The organism is Pseudogracilibacillus amylolyticus (SeqCode) (genome assembly GCF_051918545.1).
GTDB lineage: Bacteria > Bacillota > Bacilli > Bacillales > Amphibacillaceae > Pseudogracilibacillus.
The window spans coordinates 1-21,518 of record NZ_JBPPZG010000026.1; the positions used below are offsets into that span (position 1 = coordinate 1).

Genomic DNA, 21,518 nt, shown 5'->3' on the forward strand with positions numbered 1-21,518 from the left:
AAAAATGTCAAAACAAGCTGCTAGAGAAAAAGCTATTGAACTATTACATATGGTTGGAATTCCACGAGCTAAAGAAATCATGAAAGAATACCCACATCAGTTATCAGGTGGGATGCGGCAACGTGTTATGATTGCAATCGCTATTTCTTGTGAACCGAAGCTATTAATTGCCGACGAACCGACCACAGCACTCGATGTAACAATCCAAGCCCAAATACTTGAATTACTTGAAGATTTAAAACGAAAGCTCGGTATGGGCCTTCTGCTAATTACCCATGATTTAGGCGTCGTATATGAATATGCAGATCGTGTCATGGTTATGTATGGGGGACAAATTGTTGAACATTCTTATACGAAAGAATTATTAAAGCTGACAAAACATCCATATACAGAAGGATTATTAAAAAGTATACCGAATATGGACAGTGAGGTTGATCGTTTAGGAACAATTAAAGGAATCGTCCCGCCAGCATATCAATTTCCTAAAGGTTGCAGATTTTCAGACAGATGCCCTTATGTTATGGAAAAATGCATTAAATCTAATCCGGACATGATTAAGATTGCTCCCAATCATGATGTACGCTGCTTTTTATACGAAGAAGGAGGGATTAAGAAATGACAGAAAAAGAGGGTGTCTTATTAAAAGACAAAAAAGAAATTGAACAACCCCTTCTTCATGTAAAAAATATTAAAAAGTATTTTCCAATCAAAGGTGGAGTTTTAAAACGGACGATTGGTCAATTAAAAGCAGTTGACGATATTTCTTTTCAAGTTTATGAAGGAGAGACATTAGGTGTTGTTGGAGAATCGGGATCAGGAAAATCTACGTTAGGCCGTGTTCTGCTTCGACTACTCGATCCTACCGAAGGACAAATTATATTTAATAGTGTAGATATTTCTACGATGAGCAATCGCGAAATACGCCCTTTCAGAAAAGATATGCAAATTATTTTCCAAGACCCTTTTGCTTCCCTTAACTCCAAAATGAGTGTTGAGGAGTTAATTGAAGAGCCTTTAGTTATCCAACAACAATTACCAAAATCAGAAAGACGTAAACGCGTAATTGACATGCTTGAAAAAGTTGGTCTCCGTGCTAGTGACAGACTAAAATATCCCCATGAATTTTCTGGCGGACAGAGACAACGGATAAGTATTGCGAGAGCACTTATTATGGATCCAAAATTCGTCATTTGCGATGAACCAGTTTCCGCCCTAGATGTTTCAATTCAATCACAAGTATTAAATTTAATGAAGGATCTTCAAGATGACCTCGGTCTTACTTATTTATTTATCGCTCATGATTTAAGTGTTATTAAACATATAAGTGATCGGGTCGCTGTAATGTATTTAGGTAGATTTGTAGAACTTACATCAAAAGAAAAGATCTATCAAAACCCTTTACATCCGTACACACAAGCGTTGCTATCAGCGGTTCCAGTCATCGGGGCCGATGAAGAAGAACCAAAAAGAGAAAAAATTATTTTAAAAGGAGATCTTCCAAACCCAGCTGATCCACCAACTGGATGTGCTTTTCGAACAAGATGTCCACATGCCTTTGATCGTTGTGCGGTTGAGCGACCAAACTTGGTAGAAATTGAGAAAGATCATCTAGTTGCATGTCACTTATATTCATAGAAAGGATAGGAATCTTGTTATCTATTTAGGGGGGTGGTAGGAAGCGTTACATGGATTTCGTTTTCTTTACAGACAATTTTATTTAAAAGGGGAGGAATTTTAGTGCTTAAACGTAAACAATTAGTTGCTTTACTCGCTTTATTATTTACCTTATTTATGTTAGCAGCTTGTGGCGGTGGAGGATCGGATGAAGGTACATCTACCGATGGAGCAGATGATTCAAAAGAAGAACCTGAAGAGTCCTCTGGTGAACCTCAAGATGGCGGCACCATTACTGGTGCAATGCACACAGCGCCTACTGGACAATTTAACCCACTTTTTTATGAAGAAGCTTATGAAGCTAACATTTTAGACTTCACTCATGAAGCATTATTTGCTCAAAATAATGACTTAGAATTTGAACCAAGTATTGCGAAGGACTGGGAATTAAATGATGACCAAACAGAGTTAACGGTTTATATGGAAGAAGGTATTAAATGGCATGATGGCGAGGAATTAACCGCACATGATGTCGTCTTTACGTATCAATCAATTGCTGATCCAGACTATGTTAATGCAGGTGGAATTCGTAGTTATTATGCAGATCAATTAGAAGGCTATGAAGCATATAACTCAGGAGAAACAGATGAATTTGAAGGTGTAGTTGCAGAAGACGATTATACAGTCGTTTTCAAATTTGAAGAACCCAATGTAACACCTGAATATCTTGCAAGTTATTTAATTATTCCAAAACATGTGTTTGAAGATATTCCTGTAAAAGATATGCCTGACGCCGAGGAATCATTACAACCCGGAAAAGTTATTGGAACAGGTCCATTTAAATTTACTGAATGGGTTGAACGTGAACAATATGTTTTAGAACGTTTTGATGATTACTGGCAAGGAGCGGCTCATTTAGACAAAATAGTTTGGAAAGTTGTTGAACAATCTGTCATGCTTAGCCTGCTTGAAACTGGAGAAGTTACATTTATCGCTGAGCCAAGTAGTATTGCTCCAGCTGACTATGAAACTCTTGCAGCCAATGAACAATTAGAGATTATTGAACAACCTGATTTCGGGTATCAATTACTAGGTTTTAAACATAATCATCGAACTGCAGAAGATGTAGAGGCAGGAGAAATCAACCCTGATAACTGGATTCCAAATGAAAATATTCCAAAAGAAGTACGACAAGCAATTGCCTATGCGATTGACCGAGAAGCATTAATTGGTTCTGGACCAGGGGAAGGTTTACTACACGGACATGGTACTATTATCAATTCTCCTATTGCAGTACAATTCTGGGCATATGACGAGGAGGCGGCAATTCCTTATGATTATGATCCAGACAAGGCAGCTGAAATCTTAGATGAAGCTGGTTATGAAATGGGTGACGATGGCTTCCGGACAGATCCAGATGGAAATGAGTGGGAAGTTAACTTGAACTATCCTACTGGAAATGAACTACGTGAGAGAGCTGCTCCAATTATAAAAGAATATTTAGAAGAGGTTGGAATTAAAGTTGATTTACGTCAACCTAAAGAAATGTCTGTCTATATTGATGAATTAACAGAAGATAATACGGATTGGGATATGTATTTGCTTGGTTGGAGTTTAGGAAGTGGTGACCCGGATCCATTCGGTCTTTGGGGAACAAAAGACGCATATAACTACGGACGTTGGAATAATGAAGAATCAGAAAAATTATTAAACGAGGCATTAAAAGCTCCTGAGGCATTTGAACAAGAGTATCGTGCCGAAAAATATTCTGAATGGACAAAAGTTTTCTCTGAAGATCTTCCGGCATTAATATTATTTGCTCAAAATAAAATCTGGGTTCATGATAAGAGACTACAGGGCCTTGATGTAAGACCTTACGAGTTCAATAATAACCCACATTTATGGTGGCTTGAACCAGAAGAAGAATAATTATCTTTAGAAAACTTGGCTTCTCGCCAAGCCTTGGCGAGAGTATGAGTTGCACTTACGAGTGATTGACGTGCTAGTACTGGTGTTGCGACAGGACGTCGCGCTAGTAGGAAAGTTTTATACTTTCCTATCTGCAAATAAAGGGATTATAAGAGTATGCTTCATTAGCATACTCTTCTCCTTCAAAAGGGGGATAATTTATGTACCAATATATTTTAAGACGAATTCTTATTTTTATTCCGATGCTTTTTGCCTTATCTATTATTGTATTTGCATTAGCAAAAGCCGCGCCCGGGGATCCGTTTACTGGAAAAATATTAGACCCAAATGTTAACCCGGAAGTATTTGAGCAACAAAGAGAGGCACTTGGATTAAATAAACCTGTTCATATCCAATATGTAAATTGGGTTAGTAAATTTGTTAAAGGTGAATTTGGAGAATCGATTACGTATAATGGCCGAACTGTACAAAGTTTAATTGTTGAACGGTTTGGAAATACAGTTAGGTTAGGTGTGTTCGCCCTTTTTTTAACACTGATTGTATCGATTCCAATTGGGATCTATTCAGCCCGTAAACCATACTCACCACTCGATTATGCGACAACAGCTTTTGGATTTATGGGGCTAGCTATACCAAACTTTTTCTTCGGTCTTGTAGCTATTTATATTTTTGCTATTAAACTAGGTTGGTTTCCCGCACAAGGTACAATAGCTGGGGCCGGAATGGGAGGTATTGCTGAATTTATGAGCCGAATCCATCATCTTGTTTTACCTGGTATAACACTGGGACTTGCTGGAACGGCAACCTATATGCGCTATATGCGTTCTGAAGTACTTGATGTATTAGATAGTGATTATGTTCGAACGGCTAGGGCAAAAGGGATGTCAGAACGAAATGTGCTCTATAAACATACATTGAGAAATGCACTTATTCCAATTATTACATTAATGGGGTTTGAATTTGGAACATTACTAGGTGGAGCAATTATTACAGAGCAAGTATTCAACTTTCCTGGCCTCGGTACACTATTCATCAGTTCTGTTGTAAATCGGGATTATCCCGTTGTAATGGCTATTTCACTCTTTTTGGGAATTTTTATTCTAATCGGAAACTTACTTGCCGATATATTCTATAGTATAGTTGATCCGAGGATTCGTTATGATTAAGGCGGTGATGATATATGCAGTCAAATGACATGCGAACAGACGATATACAACCTCCAATCGAAGCAGAGGACTATACATTAGTTCCCGATGAACGGAATCGAAGTCCTCTCCAATTATCGATACGTCGCTTTTTAAAAAATAAACTAGCCATTTTGGGTCTCATTATATTAATCTTTATTGTCCTTGTCGCTATATTTGCTCCACTTTTCGCCAAACATGACCCGACAAAGACAGATATGCTAAAGATAGAACAGTCACCAAGTAAAGAACACTATCTTGGAACAGATTCTTCAGGACGCGATAATTTTTCAAGACTTGTCTACGGCACTAGAGTGTCTTTAACTATCGGTTTAGCAGCAATGCTCTTTACAGTAGTAATTGGTGTTGTTCTCGGTTCATTAAGTGGATATTACGGTGGCATCGTGGACGGAATTATCATGCGAGCAACAGATATTGTTCTCGCCTTACCGTTTTTAGTGCTCGCCCTTACAATTATGTCGATTGTAGAGCGAGTCACAATTGGAGTTTTCGTAACAGTTATTGCCCTTACGACATGGCCCACATTGACGCGAATCATCCGAGGTTCTTTTTTAACCTTAAGAGAGCAGGAATTTGTTCAAGGAGCTAAAGCAATTGGCGCTAGCGACTTTCGAATTATTCGCAAGCATTTCTTACCTAATGCCATTGGCCCTATTATTGTAAACGCTACCTTGCTTATGGCAACAATGATAATCGCTGAGTCAGCACTAAGTTTTATTGGAATGGGAATACCACAACCAACCCCTACGTGGGGGAATATGATTACAGAAGCGCAAAATATTCGAATTTTACAGAGTCATCCTGAAGCTTGGATACCACCAGGTTTAAGTATACTAGTTACCGTTTTAGCAATAAACTTTATCGGGGATGGCCTAAGAGATGCCTTTGATCCGAAAAGATAAAAAAGCGATATTAGAAATCTTGGCTTTCGTTGGAGAAAATATGCTCTCATCACAAGGGGGATGTGTGATGTTAAGCGCAAAGCCTGTTCTTAGTCGGCCTTATCGAGAGCCGTAATGGCGAAAGATAAAGTGAAGCTTCGATGGGGTGAGTAAGTGCAGTCGCTTGCACCAAAATGCTTAGTGGTTCAAAAAGATGCGGAGTGGCTCGTCTCACATGCTGAGTCGCTCGAATAGATGCACAGTCGCTTCCCAAACATGCTGAGTGGCTCAAATAGATGCATAGTCGCTTCCCTCACATGCTGAGTGGCTCAAATAGATGCGTAGTCGCTTCCCTCACATGCTGAGTCGCTCGAATAGATGCGCAGTCGCTTCCCAAACATGCTGAGTGGCTCAAATAGATGCGGAGTGGTTCGTCTCACATGCTGAGTGGCTCAAATAGATGCATAGTCGCCCCCACGTCGCGCTTATAGCCGGGGAGCGTGTCAAGAAAGGATTTATACTCTTGTATGAACACAAACCTCTTTCATGATAGATGGTGGCTGCACAATGCGAAGCCACGTTGGTTTCTTAACAGCCCAAAAAAAGAGAGCAAAATCTGCTCTCTTTTTTGATTTAATTAGTAGCTGCTTGTGCTGGTGGCTCTCCTTTTGACTGATTACGGTTACTAATAAACTGTGTAATTAACATAAATGCAAAAATGATTACTCCGCCGATATCTGTATATAATCCTGGATACATGAGCATTAATCCACCAATTACTGAGATAATTCTTAATATCCAATGTAATTTTGTATACCAGTATCCTATAATTCCAGCCCCTACCGCGACCATTCCAGCCATGGCCGTAACTAGAACTATTAATACTTCAAAGAAGGTCGTGTCAATCATTAATAACTGTGGTTGCAGTACGAACATATACGGAATGATGAACGCGGCAATCGCAAGTTTTGACGCGTTCACCCCAGTCCTAATTGGGTTTCCACCAGATATACCGGTTGCTGCAAATGCCGCGAGCGCAACAGGCGGGGTAATATCTGCAACAATTCCAAAATAAAATACAAACATATGACCAGCTAACACTGGAATCGCTACTGGTAACATGTCATTCAACGCCAAAATTGCCGGCAAAGCAATTGTTGAAGTAATAATATAGTTTGCAGTTGTTGGCGAACCCATTCCAATAATAAGTGATGTAATCATCGTAAAGACAAGCGTCAACATTAATTGCATTTGTACGTTAGTTGAAATGTTTCCTGCAATGCTAACTAAACTGTTCCCTAACTTTAAACCGAGCCCCGTTTTTGTAACAACTCCAACAATAATTCCTGCACATGCAGTTGCAGAGGCCACTCCCAGGGCAGTTCGTGCACCAGATGTAAGAGCATCTATAAATTTCGTAAAGTTTATTCGTGTATCTTTTAAAAATAAACTAACAATAATCGTTGATAAAATACCATATAAAGCTGTTCTTTCAATACTAAACCCTTGGAATAAGAGAACGACGATTACTAAAATCGGAATAAGTAAATGAAGCTTTTTTAGTACAACTTTAAATTTAGGTATTTGATCAGCAGGGAGTCCAAGTAAGCCCATCTTTTTCGCTTCAAAATGTGTCATAATCCATATTCCAGAAAAGTAAAGTATCGCTGGAATAATAGCCGCTTTTGCAATGGTCCAATAACTTACACCTGCAAACTCCACCATTAAAAATGCAGCTGCTCCCATAACCGGTGGCATGATTTGTCCACCTGTTGATGCCGCAGCCTCAACAGCTCCTGCAAAGTTTCGGTGATACCCAAGTCTCTTCATCAAAGGAATTGTGTAAGAACCAGTTGTAACTGTATTTGCTACAGAACTACCTGAGATCGTCCCTTGTAAAGCACTAGAAAATATCGCCACTTTTGCCGGTCCACCAATTCGTCTTCCAGCAATCGTGATTGCGAGGTCGTTGAAATAATTTCCCACTCCTGTTTGAACAAGAAATGCTCCAAACAATAAGAATAAAAAGATGTAGGTTGATGACACTTGTAACGGTGTCCCCAGTATGCCCTCTGTTGTAAAGAACATAGAATCAACTAACTGGTGTAGACTTAGCCCTCGGTGTGCAAACATACCTGGCATATAAGGCCCTAAATAAGCATATAGCAAAAAGCATGTAGCAATTATTGTTATAGGTAAACCTACTGCTCTACGGGATGCTTCTAAAACGAGCAAAATAGCAATACTACCAATAATCAATTGAGTTGTTGAAATAGTTCCTATATGCTGCACCAATGTATCATAAAAAAGCGGCCAGTATGCGCAAACGATAATAGATAGTAAAATCAATATCATATCATACCAAGGTACACTATTTCTGACCGTTGATTTTTTTGCTGGAAATAAGAAAAATATTAATGTTAAGGCAAATCCTAAGTGAACAGTTCTTTGAATGTACGCGGTGTATTGCCCAAATGCCCCTGTATATAATTGGAATAATGAAAAAGCGAGTAATAAGGCAAAAACAATACCAGCAGCGATTCCAGTCAGCTTTCGAGTATTTGATTCTACATCAAATTTTTTCATAAGCTCCTGTTGCTGCTCTTCAGTCAGTTCTTCAATTTGTTCCTCTTGTTGCTTATTACTTTTGTTATTTTCTTTTGATTCACTCACGAATCTTCACCTCTTCCCAAGTTTCTAGTAAAGATAATTTTCCTACTTTAACTGTATACCATTCTCCTGGTGCAAAATAGTCATTAAAATTAACCGTATGCTCTTTTCCTTTATTATCTTTCCAAATTAATCTGTGTTTTGAAACCGTCTTTCCATTGCGAATATTCATGGACGGAAAAAGGTTATTCATATTTTTTATATGATATTTACCATTTTCATAAATAAATTCTTCATTTCCTTCCGCATTTGAAGGCATACCAATTCCAAATTCTTCAAATACTATTTCGTATTGTTTAATTTGTCTATCTTCCGTTATTTCGTATTTTTCAACTACATCTGTTAAATGGATCGAGTGCGTAAAAATGATTTGAAATGTTTGACCTGCCTCAATTGGTAAGTAAGCAGAGATTTTATCGGTGTTTTTTTCGTAAAAGATTAATGCAGACTTAGTAGGAATAGTTATAAAAATAACTATGGAAAGGCTTGCACAAATGAATAATATAATCAACCAGTTTCGTGTTCTCATAACGGACTGCCCACTCTTATATTGATTTAAAAAACCGGCAGTATGGACCACCGGCCTTTTCTATAACCTATTATTCTACTTCAAGTCCCGCTTCTTCAAAATATTTTTTAGCACCAGGGTGAAGTTCGAAACCAATACCTTCAAGGGCATTATCGAGTGAAATATATTCTGATTTCGCATGAGCAATTGCATCTGCATTCTCATAAAGTGCTTTTGTAATATCGTAAACTACATCTTCTGAGAGATCATCTTTTACAACTACCATTGCATATACCGCAACTGTATCAATATCTTCTTCTAATCCATACGTACCTTCTGGAATTGTATCTACAGCATAGTATGGATATTTCTCAATTAGCTCATCTGCTTTATCTTGCGCAATCGGGAGAACATACACGCCAGCTGTTGCTTGTAATTCTTCTACAGCACCTGTAGGAGTACCAGCAGTAATAAATGCCGCATCAATGTTACCGTCTTTAATTCCACCAGCAGACTCACCGAAATCAAGGTTTTGTGCATCAATATCGTCCATTGTCATACCATGTACTTCAAGAATTTGTTCCGCATTAACATACGTTCCTGATCCAGGAGCACCTACGGAAACTTTTTTCCCAGCCAAATCCTCAACAGATTCGATACCTGAATTATCCGTTGTTACAATTTGAACAGTCTCAGGATAAAGAGCCCCTAAGGCAAGTACATTATCAACCGGCTCTCCTTCAAATGCATTAATTCCTTCTATTGCATATGCAGCAACGTCAGTCTGAGTGAAAGCTAGTTCCGCTTCCCCATCTTTTAATGCAATAATATTATCAGCAGATGCGTTAGAAGATAATGCATCTGTTTGAATTCCAGTTTCATCAGAAATGATTTTTGCAATTGCTCCACCTAACGGATAGTACGTACCACTCGTACCACCAGTTAGAAAACTTAAGAAATCGGGATTATCTCCGCCTTCACTAGAGTCCGTACTTCCCTCATCAGCAGTATCCGTTTCTTCGCCTGCATCAGTGTTAGCGCCTTCATCTCCGCCACCGCAAGCGACTAGGAACAATGATAACGTTAACATAAGTAGTAATGATAACCAAAGTTTTTTCTTCATTTTAAAGTCCCCCTTATTAAAATATAGTCACATATCAAAATACCATTTTTTATATAAAAATTCAACTAAAATATTAAATTGTTATGTACTATTATAGATTGGTAGGGTACATTGAAAGGGCATTCATGACATGTAATTTCACTAAACATACCTTTAAACAACATAATAGTTCATTTGGGTGAATGTTTTAAAGCTTAAACATTTAGTGAATTATTAAGCTGTCTCAATCCACACACTCATAAAGGATGCGACTGCAAGCCTTGATTTATTCGTAATCCTCCAAGCCGGATTTCAATTCACACACCCATGGATGCGACACCATTGGGATTCAGGAGGAAATAAGGAATTTTATATTTCAATTCACGCACCCATATAGGATGCGACAGGTATCTTTTCTCTGAATTCTTTCACCATTCCATATTTCAATTCACGCACCCATATAGGATGCGACTACGACTTTGGGGTCTACCACCTCAATATTTCCAATTTCAATTCACGCACCCATATAGGATGCGACACCCTTGCGTAATAATCACCATCAAAACAGGTTAATTTCAATTCACGCACCCATATAGGATGCGACACGAAGAATTGCGGGCAATCCGAGAGCGAGAGGCATTTCAATTCACGCACCCATATAGGATGCGACGAATAAGTCTACAACAACAATAAATAAAGTTATTATTTCAATTCACGCACCCATATAGGATGCGACAGCGGTGTTGTGGGTAAATGATCTTTTGTTTGGGATTTCAATTCACGCACCCATATAGGATGCGACATTTGAGGACGTAATGATAAATACGTATAAGTTCGATTTCAATTCACGCACCCATATAGGATGCGACCAAGCTAAACGCATGGATATTCCGCGACATTCAAATTTCAATTCACGCACCCATATAGGATGCGACTAAAGGCGATTATATCATAAAAGGCGTTCAAGGGATTTCAATTCACGCACCCATATAGGATGCGACCCGACGTCAGCAGCTCGGCAGACCAGCGCTCGTCATTTCAATTCACGCACCCATATAGGATGCGACTAGCCGTTGCGAGATATACGCAATTCTTAACAAAATTTCAATTCACGCACCCATATAGGATGCGACGAGGCTATTACGTTGGTTTACTTCGGCAAAGAGGGCATTTCAATTCACGCACCCATATAGGATGCGACCTAGTCCCACGTCAATATCACTTGCGTATCCGTGATTTCAATTCACGCACCCATATAGGATGCGACCGGATTAGGGAGTTTCCTCAACTTCTACAACACGATTTCAATTCACGCACCCATATAGGATGCGACCTACTTTGTCTGTTTCATTTTCTGTTTCAACAAAATTTCAATTCACGCACCCATATAGGATGCGACATTAGCGCCAAACACCAATCCAATCATCGGCTTGTATTTCAATTCACGCACCCATATAGGATGCGACAGCGAATTTTCCAAAAAACAATCATAAAACTACTGTTTTACCTCAAGATAATCCGCTAAAATAAAAATAAACCGAATTTATTGATCAATTTTACCTAATTTATTACAAATTCTTATTCAAATCAAGTGCGAACCTAACAGCATATTCATGATAGCCTTTACTTCGCACTAAAATATTAAAGGATCTTCAATATTAATAGATTCTTTCGTACCAAAATGCTCAACTTTTGTTTTGTAATTTTTCCCTAATCGATAAAATCTTAAACTATCTACTTCCTCATCAATTACCTCTTGCAGCTCAATTTTTAATGTTGTATATTGGGTGGAGGAAACGACACATTCAAAGACAGAATTTTGAACTCGTTGACCATAATTCTGACATATTTTTGCAACTTTTCTTAATCGTTTTGCACCATTCTTACTTGTAGTTTGGACATCGTAAGTTACTAATATTAACAACCGATTCACCTACTTCCATAAAAAAGGTGGATACTGATCGATATCTCCACGTAAATATCGAGCTAATAAAAGTGACTGCGTATAAGGTACAAGCCCCCAAACAATCTTTTCTTTTAAATATGGATGAGTTAATTTATCTTGTTTTCTCTTCTGCCAAGCTGCCAGAAACTTTTTCCTAGCTTCATCTTTCATCAAAACTGCTCCATTTTCTTTCTTAACAAAATCATTACTATTGACAATTCTATTATTGATTAAATTTAATACAAACTTATCTGCATAAATACCTCTTAACTCTTCCATCACATCTAGAGCTAATGAGGCACGGCCTGGACGTTCTCGATGTAAGAAACCTACATAAGCATCAAGACCGACCGTTTCAAGTGCTGATGTTACATCATTGGCAAGTAAGATATATGCGAAAGAGAGCATAGCATTTACATTATCTTGTGGTGGTCTTCTTGTTCGTAATTTAAAATAAAAATCTTCTTTTTGTTGTAAGATCATTTGATTAAAAACTTTATTATAAGCAATTGCTGCCTGACCTTCCCATCCCCTGAGACTCTCTAAATCACTACACTCCATGACTTCATTAATAACTGTTGATAATTGAGTAGACGTTTCTTTAAATTGATTTACATCAATTCGCATGGGATGGTCTCGAGTCATTCTTTCTATGAGCCATTTATTATTAAATATTTTTCCAATAATAAAGTTTCTTGCAATCAGAGCAGAGTGCTCCTCATTATCAGAAATTCGATATTGTTTCTTTCTTAATACAACATTTCCTCTGCTCTTCCCAATTACTCTAGCCAAATATCTACCGTTCATTGTTAAAAAAACGATAGAAATATCCTTTTCGGCACAATAACCCATAAGTGCTGGACTTGCTCCCGTATATCCAAAAGCTACAATTGATTCTAAATTATGAAGGGGAATCCTACCTAACCTTTCCTTTTCCTTTAATAGAACTATATTGTCTCCATCAAGTGACAAGTATACATCCGGCTGAGTAACGAATAGTGTATTAAGTAGTTTCCTCATTCGTTTATCATCCCTTCAATATAACTCTTAACCGATCTCTTATTCATTAAGGTTGGTAAACAAATATTTTGAAGGGAGCAACTTCTGCAATGTTTACCTGTCTTAACTTTAGGTGTATATCTCTTGGTATAATATTCATGCATTTCAGAAACTACTTTTTTAACTCTATCTTTCAATTTTTCCGTAATAGGCACTTCTATTCTTTGCTTAACTTCGTTATAAAACATAAATCCAATTTTAACATCACAAACTAGCATTTCTTCTAAACAAATTGCTTGTGCAGTTAATTGTAATAAATCAGACTCGTGATTCTTAGGCTTTCCCCGTTTATATTCAACAGGTACGGGAATATACTTACCTTTCTCACCAAAAATCTCAACACCTTTATCGTCCTGAATAAACTCTACTACATCACAAATACCATTAACTTTTAAACTTTTAGATTGAATAGGCATACCTCTTACGACAAGCTTGTTTTTTCTTTTTTCTCGTAAAAATGGTTGATCAGCTCTTTTATGAATGTGTTGTCCTTCAACAGTTCGAACATTCTCTTCCCACTGTTGTTCGACATGAATTAATGCCCATTGGCGTTTGCAAAATTCATAGTGTTGAATACCGGAGATCATGAGATACTCTTCTTCATTATCTACCTTCGATAATTTCAACTTTCAATCCCTCTAGTTCTTCTATATTAATATCGTAGTTTTCAAAAAATTTAGGTTCGTCTACGTTAGCATTTATTTTTAATGAGCGATGTACTTTAGCAGAAGAATATTGTCCCATTTTGTTATTATGCTCCCACCAGTAAACATGATGCACTTGCATACTCCCTTCTGGACGTGCAGTTGAAGCATCATTTTCAAATAAACTAACCAATGACTCTTTTATTTTTTCAGCATCTTCTTGTGTAAATCCAGTTTTTTCAGCTAATTGCGTATTAATACTTCCATAAAAAACATAGACTCCAAAATCAACTCGATGCTTCATCCCCATAGTATCTGCGCCTTTTCCTTCACCTGGTTCGCTATTAACGCTTTTTGTAATCTGCATACTAGTTATGTTGATCGGATCAACACTTGTTGCTGTATGTACCGAGACTGGTCCTCTAACACCCACTGATACTCCCTGACTGCTCCCTCTACCTTTTTTAAAAGCGAATACTTGTCCAAAACTACGAACATCTATCCATTCCTCACATGCAAGTTTAGCAAACTCCTCACTAGTTCTTTTTTTATCTTTCATAATTTTTGCTAATGTTTCATTCGCTTCCGCACGTTCTCTTAAACTAGAAAAATTGTCTACCTTTTTATCATTAGATTGAACAAATACTTTTTCGCCCATATCTAATAGCCGATTTCTTAATTTACGCTTGATTGCAACATCTGAAATTTCACCATGTCCATCATAATTTTGTCTAGGCCTGTTTCCATTCAATGGATCACCATTTGGATTAGCTTTTTCAACCGAAAGAACTACAGCGAAATCAATTTTATTTTCTAATACTGACATTATTTTAACCCCTCTTCTTGCGTATTTTCTTCCTTATCTTTCTTTTTATATAATTCATGACGCTGACTATACATCCCTAAGAGATATTTTCCAGATAACGGTTGGTCATTATAATCTTCAATTCTTAATTTAGATCCTATTTCGTCCATAATTTTCGTATAATATGTTGCACGTTTACCAAGTTTTGCTTGATAAGGCTGTATACTTTCTTGAATTGTTTTCCAAGTTCGTGCAGGGTGAGTTGAGAAAGAATTCATATATCTGATAGCGTTTGTAGATCTCCCTTCTTCCTTATCCATTGCGCTCCTTTCAAGTACATCGGCAACAGCTAACAGTCTTCCAAACAGATAATCACGATCCTCATTCGTTTTATCCAGTGTCACATCCAATCGCTCCTTTATGTTTATTAATGCGCAGGCGATACTTAACGTCTTCTCCCATTCCCATCGATCCATTGAAACTGGGTTCGAAGCTCTATGAAAAGCATTTAGAATAATATCTTGCGGCACTTTTTTGCCATCTAAAATACATGGTAACATTCTTTCTATTAGTCCCTTTACAATTTTTTCACTTGCATTTGAACCATAAGCTGCAAAAGCAATATCTCTTGTTGAAGGGGCACCGATGAAATCAATCCATTTCTTCTCATCGTTCTTAAAATATTGATGAATCCAAACACAACTTGTATGCCAATCTATTAATCTTTGAAAATAAAGATCCATATCTATATTACGGTAATATAAAATTGCCATTCTACCTGTAGTTGCTGAATCAATAACTAAAATATTTATGTTAGATTTAACGTTTAAATTATGTTTATATCCATCAATTGCCTTTGAAAACTGTACAGCATATTCATAATTAGTAGTCGCTAAAGTTACGTCTTCATTTAATTGAGCACCTAATAGAAAACTATTTTCTTGTAAATCTGGAATTTCTATTTTCTTATTTCCCCAAATCAAAAACACACGATTTTCAATTACCTTGCCCTGCTTTTCTATCAGCCATTTTAAAGCATTATGTGCTTTTTGAGATGCATTATAACTGATGCTTGCTACCTCATTACTTTTATTAAATCGTCCTCTAAAGGTAAAGCCACTTGTATCATTTCCAGAGATAATTTTAGCCTTATCTGCTGCATGTCTTATTTTATTAGCGTGTTTATCCGTACTTGGCAAAACTTCACCGGTAACGTAACATATATCCTCGTTTCCAACTTTTCGTTCATAAAACTTTATAAAAGAATCAAACATTTCCTTATCACGCCATGGTTTAAGCGCTGTTTCCGTGGGTGAATGAACTGCAAACCTGATAAATGCGCTGTCTTGATCCCCTGTTACAACAGAAAATATTTTTGGACGTTCTTTGTGAAGCTCTTCATACTTTTTTTCCCAACGTTTAATTAACTTTTCATCTTCATCCAAAAAAAGCACTTTATTTTTTACAAGATCTTGGATAAGCTGTCCTTTTTTTAAATAATTATAAATAGCTTTTAATCTATCGTTACTATATGAAGAATGAGCCCACTCTCTTAATTGCTCAATATAGGCTTCAAAAGGGTCATTCTTTCCGACTTTACCTCCATATTTGGTAAAGTCTCCAGCTGTATACATTAACTTATCATGCAGGGGATAAGGGGAAACTACAGCGCCCGCACGACTGGCGGAATCAACTGTACTTGGTATAATTGTACTTGCTTCATCTTTATCGATAACATTCGCTACATGAAACTCTCCCTCTTCTGTTATATATACTTCAATATGTGCATTTTGAGTTGTGTGGGCAATTGGCAGTAACATATACTCGCGATTAAAACGATTCTTTTTAACTTCCCCTACTTCCTTTATGTTTGCATCATATGTTTCTTGTAAGTTCAACAACCAAGTCACTTACTTCCCTCCTTCCATCTCAGTATATAAATCATCAATCGATTGCATATTATTTTCATCAAATTGTTTTGGTTCCATTTCTCCAATTGGACGAACGATAGTACATTCCTCAGGCTTTATAAATTTAATTACTCCATTTTTCATCACTGGGTTCCATAATCTGACTTCTAGCTGATTACGCCCGGTCTCGTCAGGATAATTAAATCCGTGAACCATTGTCCCTAAATGCATGTCTACAGAATCATCGTAATAACCTTTACCTTCCTCAAAATTAGTCGGCTCTACATACCCTTGACATTCACGCGTGCCTAAAAAGATATCGCGTCTTCCACCTACCCTTAATGATCGCTTCATGATATTATGATGCTTCTCTGGGTTATGATCATGTTTTAAATCTGGACGATGTTTATTAAATACGAAATATGCTTTTACTTTGTAGTGAACATCCCGCAGATACGTATAATTAGCCAGTGTATTTCCTCCACCGTAGTTAATCGGGCGAATTCCCTTCGATTCCATTTGGATTGGATTCATCACTCTAACAGAATCAATCACTATCGAAATACTAGGTTTCCAATAAATACTCTGTGTAACCCCTTTCAAAGCTTCATACGTAGGAACTTGATACGAACTTTTCTCTCCACCCATTCGAGTGAGTGGGTTTGTGAATAATGCGTAAGAACCTTTTAAATCGAATTGAATTCCATTCCACATAAACATCACCTCCTTTCAACAAACCTACCAACTAATTCCAATTATACATCACTTTTATTAAATGTCAAATACTGAATTATTTATTGTATGAATAGAAAATAGTTTTTTGTTAAATTTAAATAAAAATGTTATAATAAATTGTCGCAGAAATGCGTGGATTGAAATATACATTAAATTATTCAGGAACCTATCTTAATTAAAAGATAGGTTTTTGAATGTTAATAAGACAATAAATGAAACTCACTGTCTCCCTCAACGTTCACCCCATATTCAAGATCATAAGCCCCTTCCTTTAACGCATAGACTTTATCGTCAAATAATGTAATTAAACTTCCACTCTCGTTTAATAAATCTAATTGATATTGGTATAGATTAACGGTATATTGCTGTGCTTTTTGAAATAACAAAGAAAGATCCTCAATCTCTGTGTCACCATTTAATTCGGCGATAATGTCATTTCCTTCCCCATATGGAACAATAACTGAAGTAGTAGGACTATCAATAACTTTAAAATTTTTAGCGGCAGTATTATAACTGTTTGCAACACATAAAGAAGGAAGCTTTTCATATTCAAGGTAATATTCTTTTAAATAACTATTTTCAAACCCTTCTGCCATTAATAGTTGTACCATTGTTTCATTCATACCTTTTATTGGATAATCCAGATCTACTTCAAAACTTAGATAGAAATCCTTAAAATATCTTTCCATTGCCTGCATAGATAGGATACTACCACCATGTGCGAAGGTATCTTTTTTTATATCAACTAAAATATTTTTAGAGATTTCTTTTCCTGTCGAAATTTCCTTTAAACGGCTCAAATTTTCATTTTCATAATCTATTACATAAACATTCTGGTTATCTGTTTCCCCGTGACGGTTACACCTTCCTGCTGCTTGCGCAATGGAATCTAATCCGGCTAACGACCTAACAACACATTCAAAACTAATATCGACTCCCGCTTCAATTAGCTGTGTACTCACACAAATTACTTTTTCGTTGTTTTCCAAGTGATGTTTAACTTTATTCAAAATATCCATTCTGTGATTCGGACACATAGACGTACTTAAATGATAGATATGAAAGTTATTTTCTGAAACTAGAAATGCTTCATAAAGATCCTTTACGGCTTTTTTCGTATTTAATATAATTAGCGCATTATTAACGTCATTTAATTTTTCATTAATAAAGTTTATTAACATGTCTTGGTTAAAAAGAAAATCTGTTGCTTTATCAACAATGGTCACCCGTTTAAAACTTTCTATTATGTCTGGAATATCATTTATTATTTCCGCATCTGTATTTATTTCCAATTTATGTTTCACAAAATCGAGGGCTGGTTGTGTTGCTGTACATAAGATAATACTGGAATCGCAATAGTTTTTTAAAAAATTTAAAGCCTGATTAAATAAAGAAATGCAATGTACTGGAACCTTCTGAACTTCATCAAAAATAATAATAGATTCACTTAGATTATGAAGACGTCTTATATTTCTACCGCCATACCCGTAAAAAATATCTAAAAATTGCACCATAGTTGAAAATACAATCGGTGATTCCCAATTATCTTTTGCTAATCTTAACTTTTTTTGACTAATTGTATAGTCGTCCGAGCCATCAATATCTTCATGAATAACATTAGAATGATGCTCTAAAACATTTTCATAATCTCCAAGTATCTTTCTTACTTCTTGCGCATTTTGCTCAATGATTGTAGTATAAGGAACGATATATATGATCCTTTTCTTATTAAATAACTGTGCATGTTTTAAAGCATAACGTAAGCTTGCTAAGGTTTTTCCTCCACCAGTTGGAATTGATAATGTATAAATTCCGGACGGGTTTTCCGCAAATTGTTCACATTGTTCTGACATATTATTTCGTAATTGATTTATAAGCGTTTGAGGTTCACTATTCTTTTTAAAACTATTTAACTTATGTATTAATTTTTCATAATAAGTAGAAAATACATTTGTATCATGATCATTTATTTCTGTATAATTATTTTCTTCAAACTGTCTAGAATTTGTTCGGTCGGCATCAATCAATGTACTGAATATAAACTTCGTTAAATACATTATCTTCCAAGCATTACTTTTATCATTTTCTTTTTCCATAAAGTCTTTCAGTTCGAGCCTTGCTTTTTTTACATATGCATTTAATTCCGTTTCATTCATAACTTTATTAAAAAATGATTGTTTCATTTTCTCAAAATCTGATACTTTTCTGTCTCGTACTCTAGTTAAATATGTTGATTCCAAATTAGAATTTAAATAATCTTGCAAGTAAGAGTGGTGAGAAATAATTACATTGCCGATTATCTCTGCTAATAAAGCACTATAGGTGTCTTCTATAACATGATATAAATCAAATAAAAACTTCCCTCCGGCTGTGGAATGATCGACACTTCCTCTTGGAGGTGGATTATCCGGCTCGTAAACAGCTTTTAAAATATAGTCTTTAAAATCTTCACTGTACTTTCCCATATCATGTAGTAAACCAGCGAGTCCACATAAGGTTCCAACGCCAATCTTACTTCCATATTTTTCAGCTAACTTCTTAACTTCAATCAAATGATCTTCTACAGTCTGAATTACATTATCCTTTTCTCTAATATGAGCAATTGATAACATTTCTTCACCTCTATACAAATTATATAGTCTCTCGGAAATTAAATTTCCGCATCAGCTCTAGTCTTACGACTAGGGCTTTTGTGTTGCTTCACCCCCAAACCCAAAATCAAACGAGCATATTACTTGACTTTTTAATATCGCCCTAACAATCGGCTTGAAGGCATTATTTTTTGACGAAATGGGGGGATATTGTTTGATTACACAAGTACGCTCACATGAGGAGTACCTAGAATTTATTTCTAACCAATTTGATTCATCGGGCATAAGTAAAAAATTTATTAGAGATTTTTACTTTGATCTCGTTGTTTGGGTAAGTGTTATGGATTTAGCACCAACTGCCGATTTACTTAAACACCGGTATTCTTCCAATCCCAGAGGAAGAAAACCACGTAACCCAAGTGACATGCTTCGGAGTTTGCTTTTGATGTATAAGCTCCAATACACAAGTGTCGATAAATGGGTAGAAGCGTTAAAAACCATTCCACTATACGCCATTTTAAGTGGTTTTGAACCAGACTCGACTCCTGGGGTTGGTACCTTTTATGACTTTTTTAACCGGATTTGGCTTGCACCTTCTCCCCACTTGATGAATAAGAAGAAGAAAAAGCTCAAAAAGCCAAAAAAGAAAGGAAAAAAGAATCAAAAAATGGAACCTAATAACCCTGGAATTGTTGAAAAGCTGGTTCGTCGTGCGCTTAAACAACGAAAAAATTATTATTCGCCTAAAGCTCATGATGCGCTGCAACAGCTATTTAAGTCCATGTTTGTAGAACACTCTGCCGCACAAGGGCTTTTGGGAAATCCTCAGTCATTAAGCATCTTGGCTGATGGTACACCAGTAGAAACTGGTGGCCGACCATATGGAAAATTCCTTTGTAAATGCCGCAAACAGGGAAATTGGAAATGCAATTGCTTACGAAAATTTTCCGATCCCGATGCAAATTATGGGTGGGATAGTTCTCGTGAAAAGTATTATTTTGGTCGAAACCTTTTCATGGTGAGTGCTGCTGAAAGCCCTTATGATTTACCCATTTATCCAAGGCTGTATCGGGCAAGCAAGCATGACTCTGTCCTGCTTGTGAGTACCTATCATGAGCTTCTGTATTGGTACCCTGAATGGAAAATTGGGGAAAGCATCTTAGATTCAGCCTTCGACGCTTTTCCCATCTATGAAATGTTGGAACACTACGACGTTTCCGCCATCATTGACCTAAACCCAAGGCGTTCCAAACAGTTCACGTATAATGAAATGGATATTAATTTGGACGGTGTTCCCGTGTGCCCCATTGGTCGCGAAATGATTAATTGGGGCGTGGATAAAAAGCGTTACCGTCGCAAATGGCGTTGTCCTGCAGTCGTTGGTGGATGGCAATGTTCTAATCCATGCTCTGATTCGAGTTACGGACGAACATTTTATACATCGACCAAAAATAACCCTAGGTTATTTCCACGTGTAAAACGTGACAGTAAGGAATGGCGTAAACGCTATGCACTACGTACCGGTGCTGAACGATGTATCAAACGCCAAAAAATAGATTATAATCTGGAAGGCTCAAATGGACGAAGCTCCCGCCATTGGAACATTCGTACATATATCATCGCCATGTGCCAACATGCAGATGCATGGGTTAAGGAATCCAGAAAAAAGCAGTTTAAGGAGCTGCATGCAAAAGCAAAAATGATGTTAACCATTTAAAAATAGAACCCAATTTTTTAAAAACTGCATTTTGCAGGTTTATTTGGCATGGGCTTTTTTAATCAAAGAATTTAAAATGTAACATTATTCATTTTTACTCTCCAAAAGTCCTAAAATCACTCAGTTAATTTCCGAGTCTCTATATTATTTCCCTCCTATTTCGGTTATAATAATCATATCATATTTCCTATACACAAAAATGT

Annotated in this window: 16 protein-coding genes and 1 CRISPR repeat array; of the genes, 6 read left to right on the forward strand and 10 right to left on the reverse strand. The window is 36.7% G+C overall.

Annotated features, from left to right (window positions below):
* The 5 genes from ACPYKA_RS04825 to opp4C all read left to right on the forward strand — a co-directional run.
* Window positions 1–619: ABC transporter ATP-binding protein (locus ACPYKA_RS04825; RefSeq protein WP_479541253.1), on the forward strand; the 619-nt coding region annotated here is incomplete at its 5' end.
* A complete protein-coding gene (locus tag ACPYKA_RS04830; protein WP_479541254.1) occupies window positions 616–1,635 on the forward strand; it encodes an ABC transporter ATP-binding protein in 1,020 nt (339 codons plus the stop codon). The genes ACPYKA_RS04825 and ACPYKA_RS04830, both read left to right, overlap by 4 nt.
* 102 nt (window positions 1,636–1,737) lie before the next feature.
* Window positions 1,738–3,543 carry a peptide-binding protein gene (locus ACPYKA_RS04835; RefSeq protein WP_479541255.1) on the forward strand — a complete coding sequence of 602 codons (1,806 nt, stop codon included), beginning with the start codon at window positions 1,738–1,740 and terminating at the stop codon, window positions 3,541–3,543.
* Window positions 3,544–3,743: 200 nt separating this feature from the next.
* Window positions 3,744–4,709: an ABC transporter permease gene (locus tag ACPYKA_RS04840; protein WP_479541256.1), complete on the forward strand. Its 966-nt coding sequence runs from the start codon at window positions 3,744–3,746 to the stop codon at window positions 4,707–4,709.
* Window positions 4,710–4,738: 29 nt separating this feature from the next.
* Complete coding sequence (gene opp4C / locus ACPYKA_RS04845) at window positions 4,739–5,650, forward strand: oligopeptide ABC transporter permease (protein ID WP_479541273.1); 912 nt, start codon at window positions 4,739–4,741, stop codon at window positions 5,648–5,650.
* A 612-nt stretch (window positions 5,651–6,262) separates the two neighbouring features.
* On the opposite strand, the gene ACPYKA_RS04850 is transcribed toward opp4C, so the two are convergent.
* The 10 genes from ACPYKA_RS04850 to cas3 all read right to left on the reverse strand — a co-directional run bounded on the left by ACPYKA_RS04850 (window position 6,263) and on the right by cas3 (window position 19,619).
* The gene (locus ACPYKA_RS04850; protein ID WP_479541274.1) at window positions 6,263–8,215 is read right to left on the reverse strand and encodes a TRAP transporter permease; all 1,953 of its coding nucleotides are present in this window, start codon (window positions 8,213–8,215) and stop codon (window positions 6,263–6,265) included.
* Window positions 8,216–8,294: 79 nt separating this feature from the next.
* A complete protein-coding gene (locus ACPYKA_RS04855) occupies window positions 8,295–8,828 on the reverse strand; it encodes a DUF1850 domain-containing protein (RefSeq protein WP_479541257.1) in 534 nt (177 codons plus the stop codon).
* A 70-nt stretch (window positions 8,829–8,898) separates the two neighbouring features.
* Entirely contained in the window at window positions 8,899–9,930 is a 1,032-nt protein-coding gene (locus ACPYKA_RS04860; RefSeq protein WP_479541258.1) for a TAXI family TRAP transporter solute-binding subunit, read from the reverse strand.
* 352 nt (window positions 9,931–10,282) lie between these two features.
* Window positions 10,283–11,375: direct repeats of the CRISPR family, unit length 32 nt; unit sequence ATTTCAATTCACGCACCCATATAGGATGCGAC.
* Window positions 11,376–11,542: 167 nt separating this feature from the next.
* Window positions 11,543–11,833, reverse strand: a complete 291-nt coding sequence (gene cas2 / locus ACPYKA_RS04865) for a CRISPR-associated endonuclease Cas2 (protein WP_479541259.1) — start codon at window positions 11,831–11,833, stop codon at window positions 11,543–11,545.
* A gap of 9 nt (window positions 11,834–11,842) precedes the next feature.
* Window positions 11,843–12,874, reverse strand: a complete 1,032-nt coding sequence (gene cas1c, locus ACPYKA_RS04870) for a type I-C CRISPR-associated endonuclease Cas1c (RefSeq protein WP_479541260.1) — start codon at window positions 12,872–12,874, stop codon at window positions 11,843–11,845.
* The gene (cas4, locus tag ACPYKA_RS04875; protein WP_479541275.1) at window positions 12,871–13,500 is read right to left on the reverse strand and encodes a CRISPR-associated protein Cas4; all 630 of its coding nucleotides are present in this window, start codon (window positions 13,498–13,500) and stop codon (window positions 12,871–12,873) included. The genes cas1c and cas4 overlap by 4 nt, the downstream gene beginning before the upstream one ends.
* Before the next feature lie 16 nt (window positions 13,501–13,516).
* Entirely contained in the window at window positions 13,517–14,383 is an 867-nt protein-coding gene (gene cas7c, locus ACPYKA_RS04880) for a type I-C CRISPR-associated protein Cas7/Csd2 (protein WP_479541261.1), read from the reverse strand.
* On the reverse strand, window positions 14,383–16,272 hold the full coding sequence (gene cas8c, locus ACPYKA_RS04885) for a type I-C CRISPR-associated protein Cas8c/Csd1 (protein WP_479541262.1): 1,890 nt from the start codon (window positions 16,270–16,272) through the stop codon (window positions 14,383–14,385). The genes cas7c and cas8c overlap by 1 nt, the downstream gene beginning before the upstream one ends.
* Window positions 16,273–16,986 carry a type I-C CRISPR-associated protein Cas5c gene (cas5c, locus tag ACPYKA_RS04890; protein WP_479541263.1) on the reverse strand — a complete coding sequence of 238 codons (714 nt, stop codon included), beginning with the start codon at window positions 16,984–16,986 and terminating at the stop codon, window positions 16,273–16,275. It abuts the gene before it with no gap.
* 218 nt (window positions 16,987–17,204) lie between these two features.
* Window positions 17,205–19,619, reverse strand: coding sequence for a CRISPR-associated helicase Cas3' (gene cas3, locus ACPYKA_RS04895; RefSeq protein ID WP_479541264.1), 2,415 nt, complete (start codon window positions 19,617–19,619; stop codon window positions 17,205–17,207).
* A 193-nt stretch (window positions 19,620–19,812) separates the two neighbouring features.
* Between cas3 and ACPYKA_RS04900 the strand changes: the two genes are divergently transcribed.
* Entirely contained in the window at window positions 19,813–21,315 is a 1,503-nt protein-coding gene (locus tag ACPYKA_RS04900) for a transposase (protein WP_479541265.1), read from the forward strand.
* Window positions 21,316–21,518 lie beyond the last annotated feature (203 nt).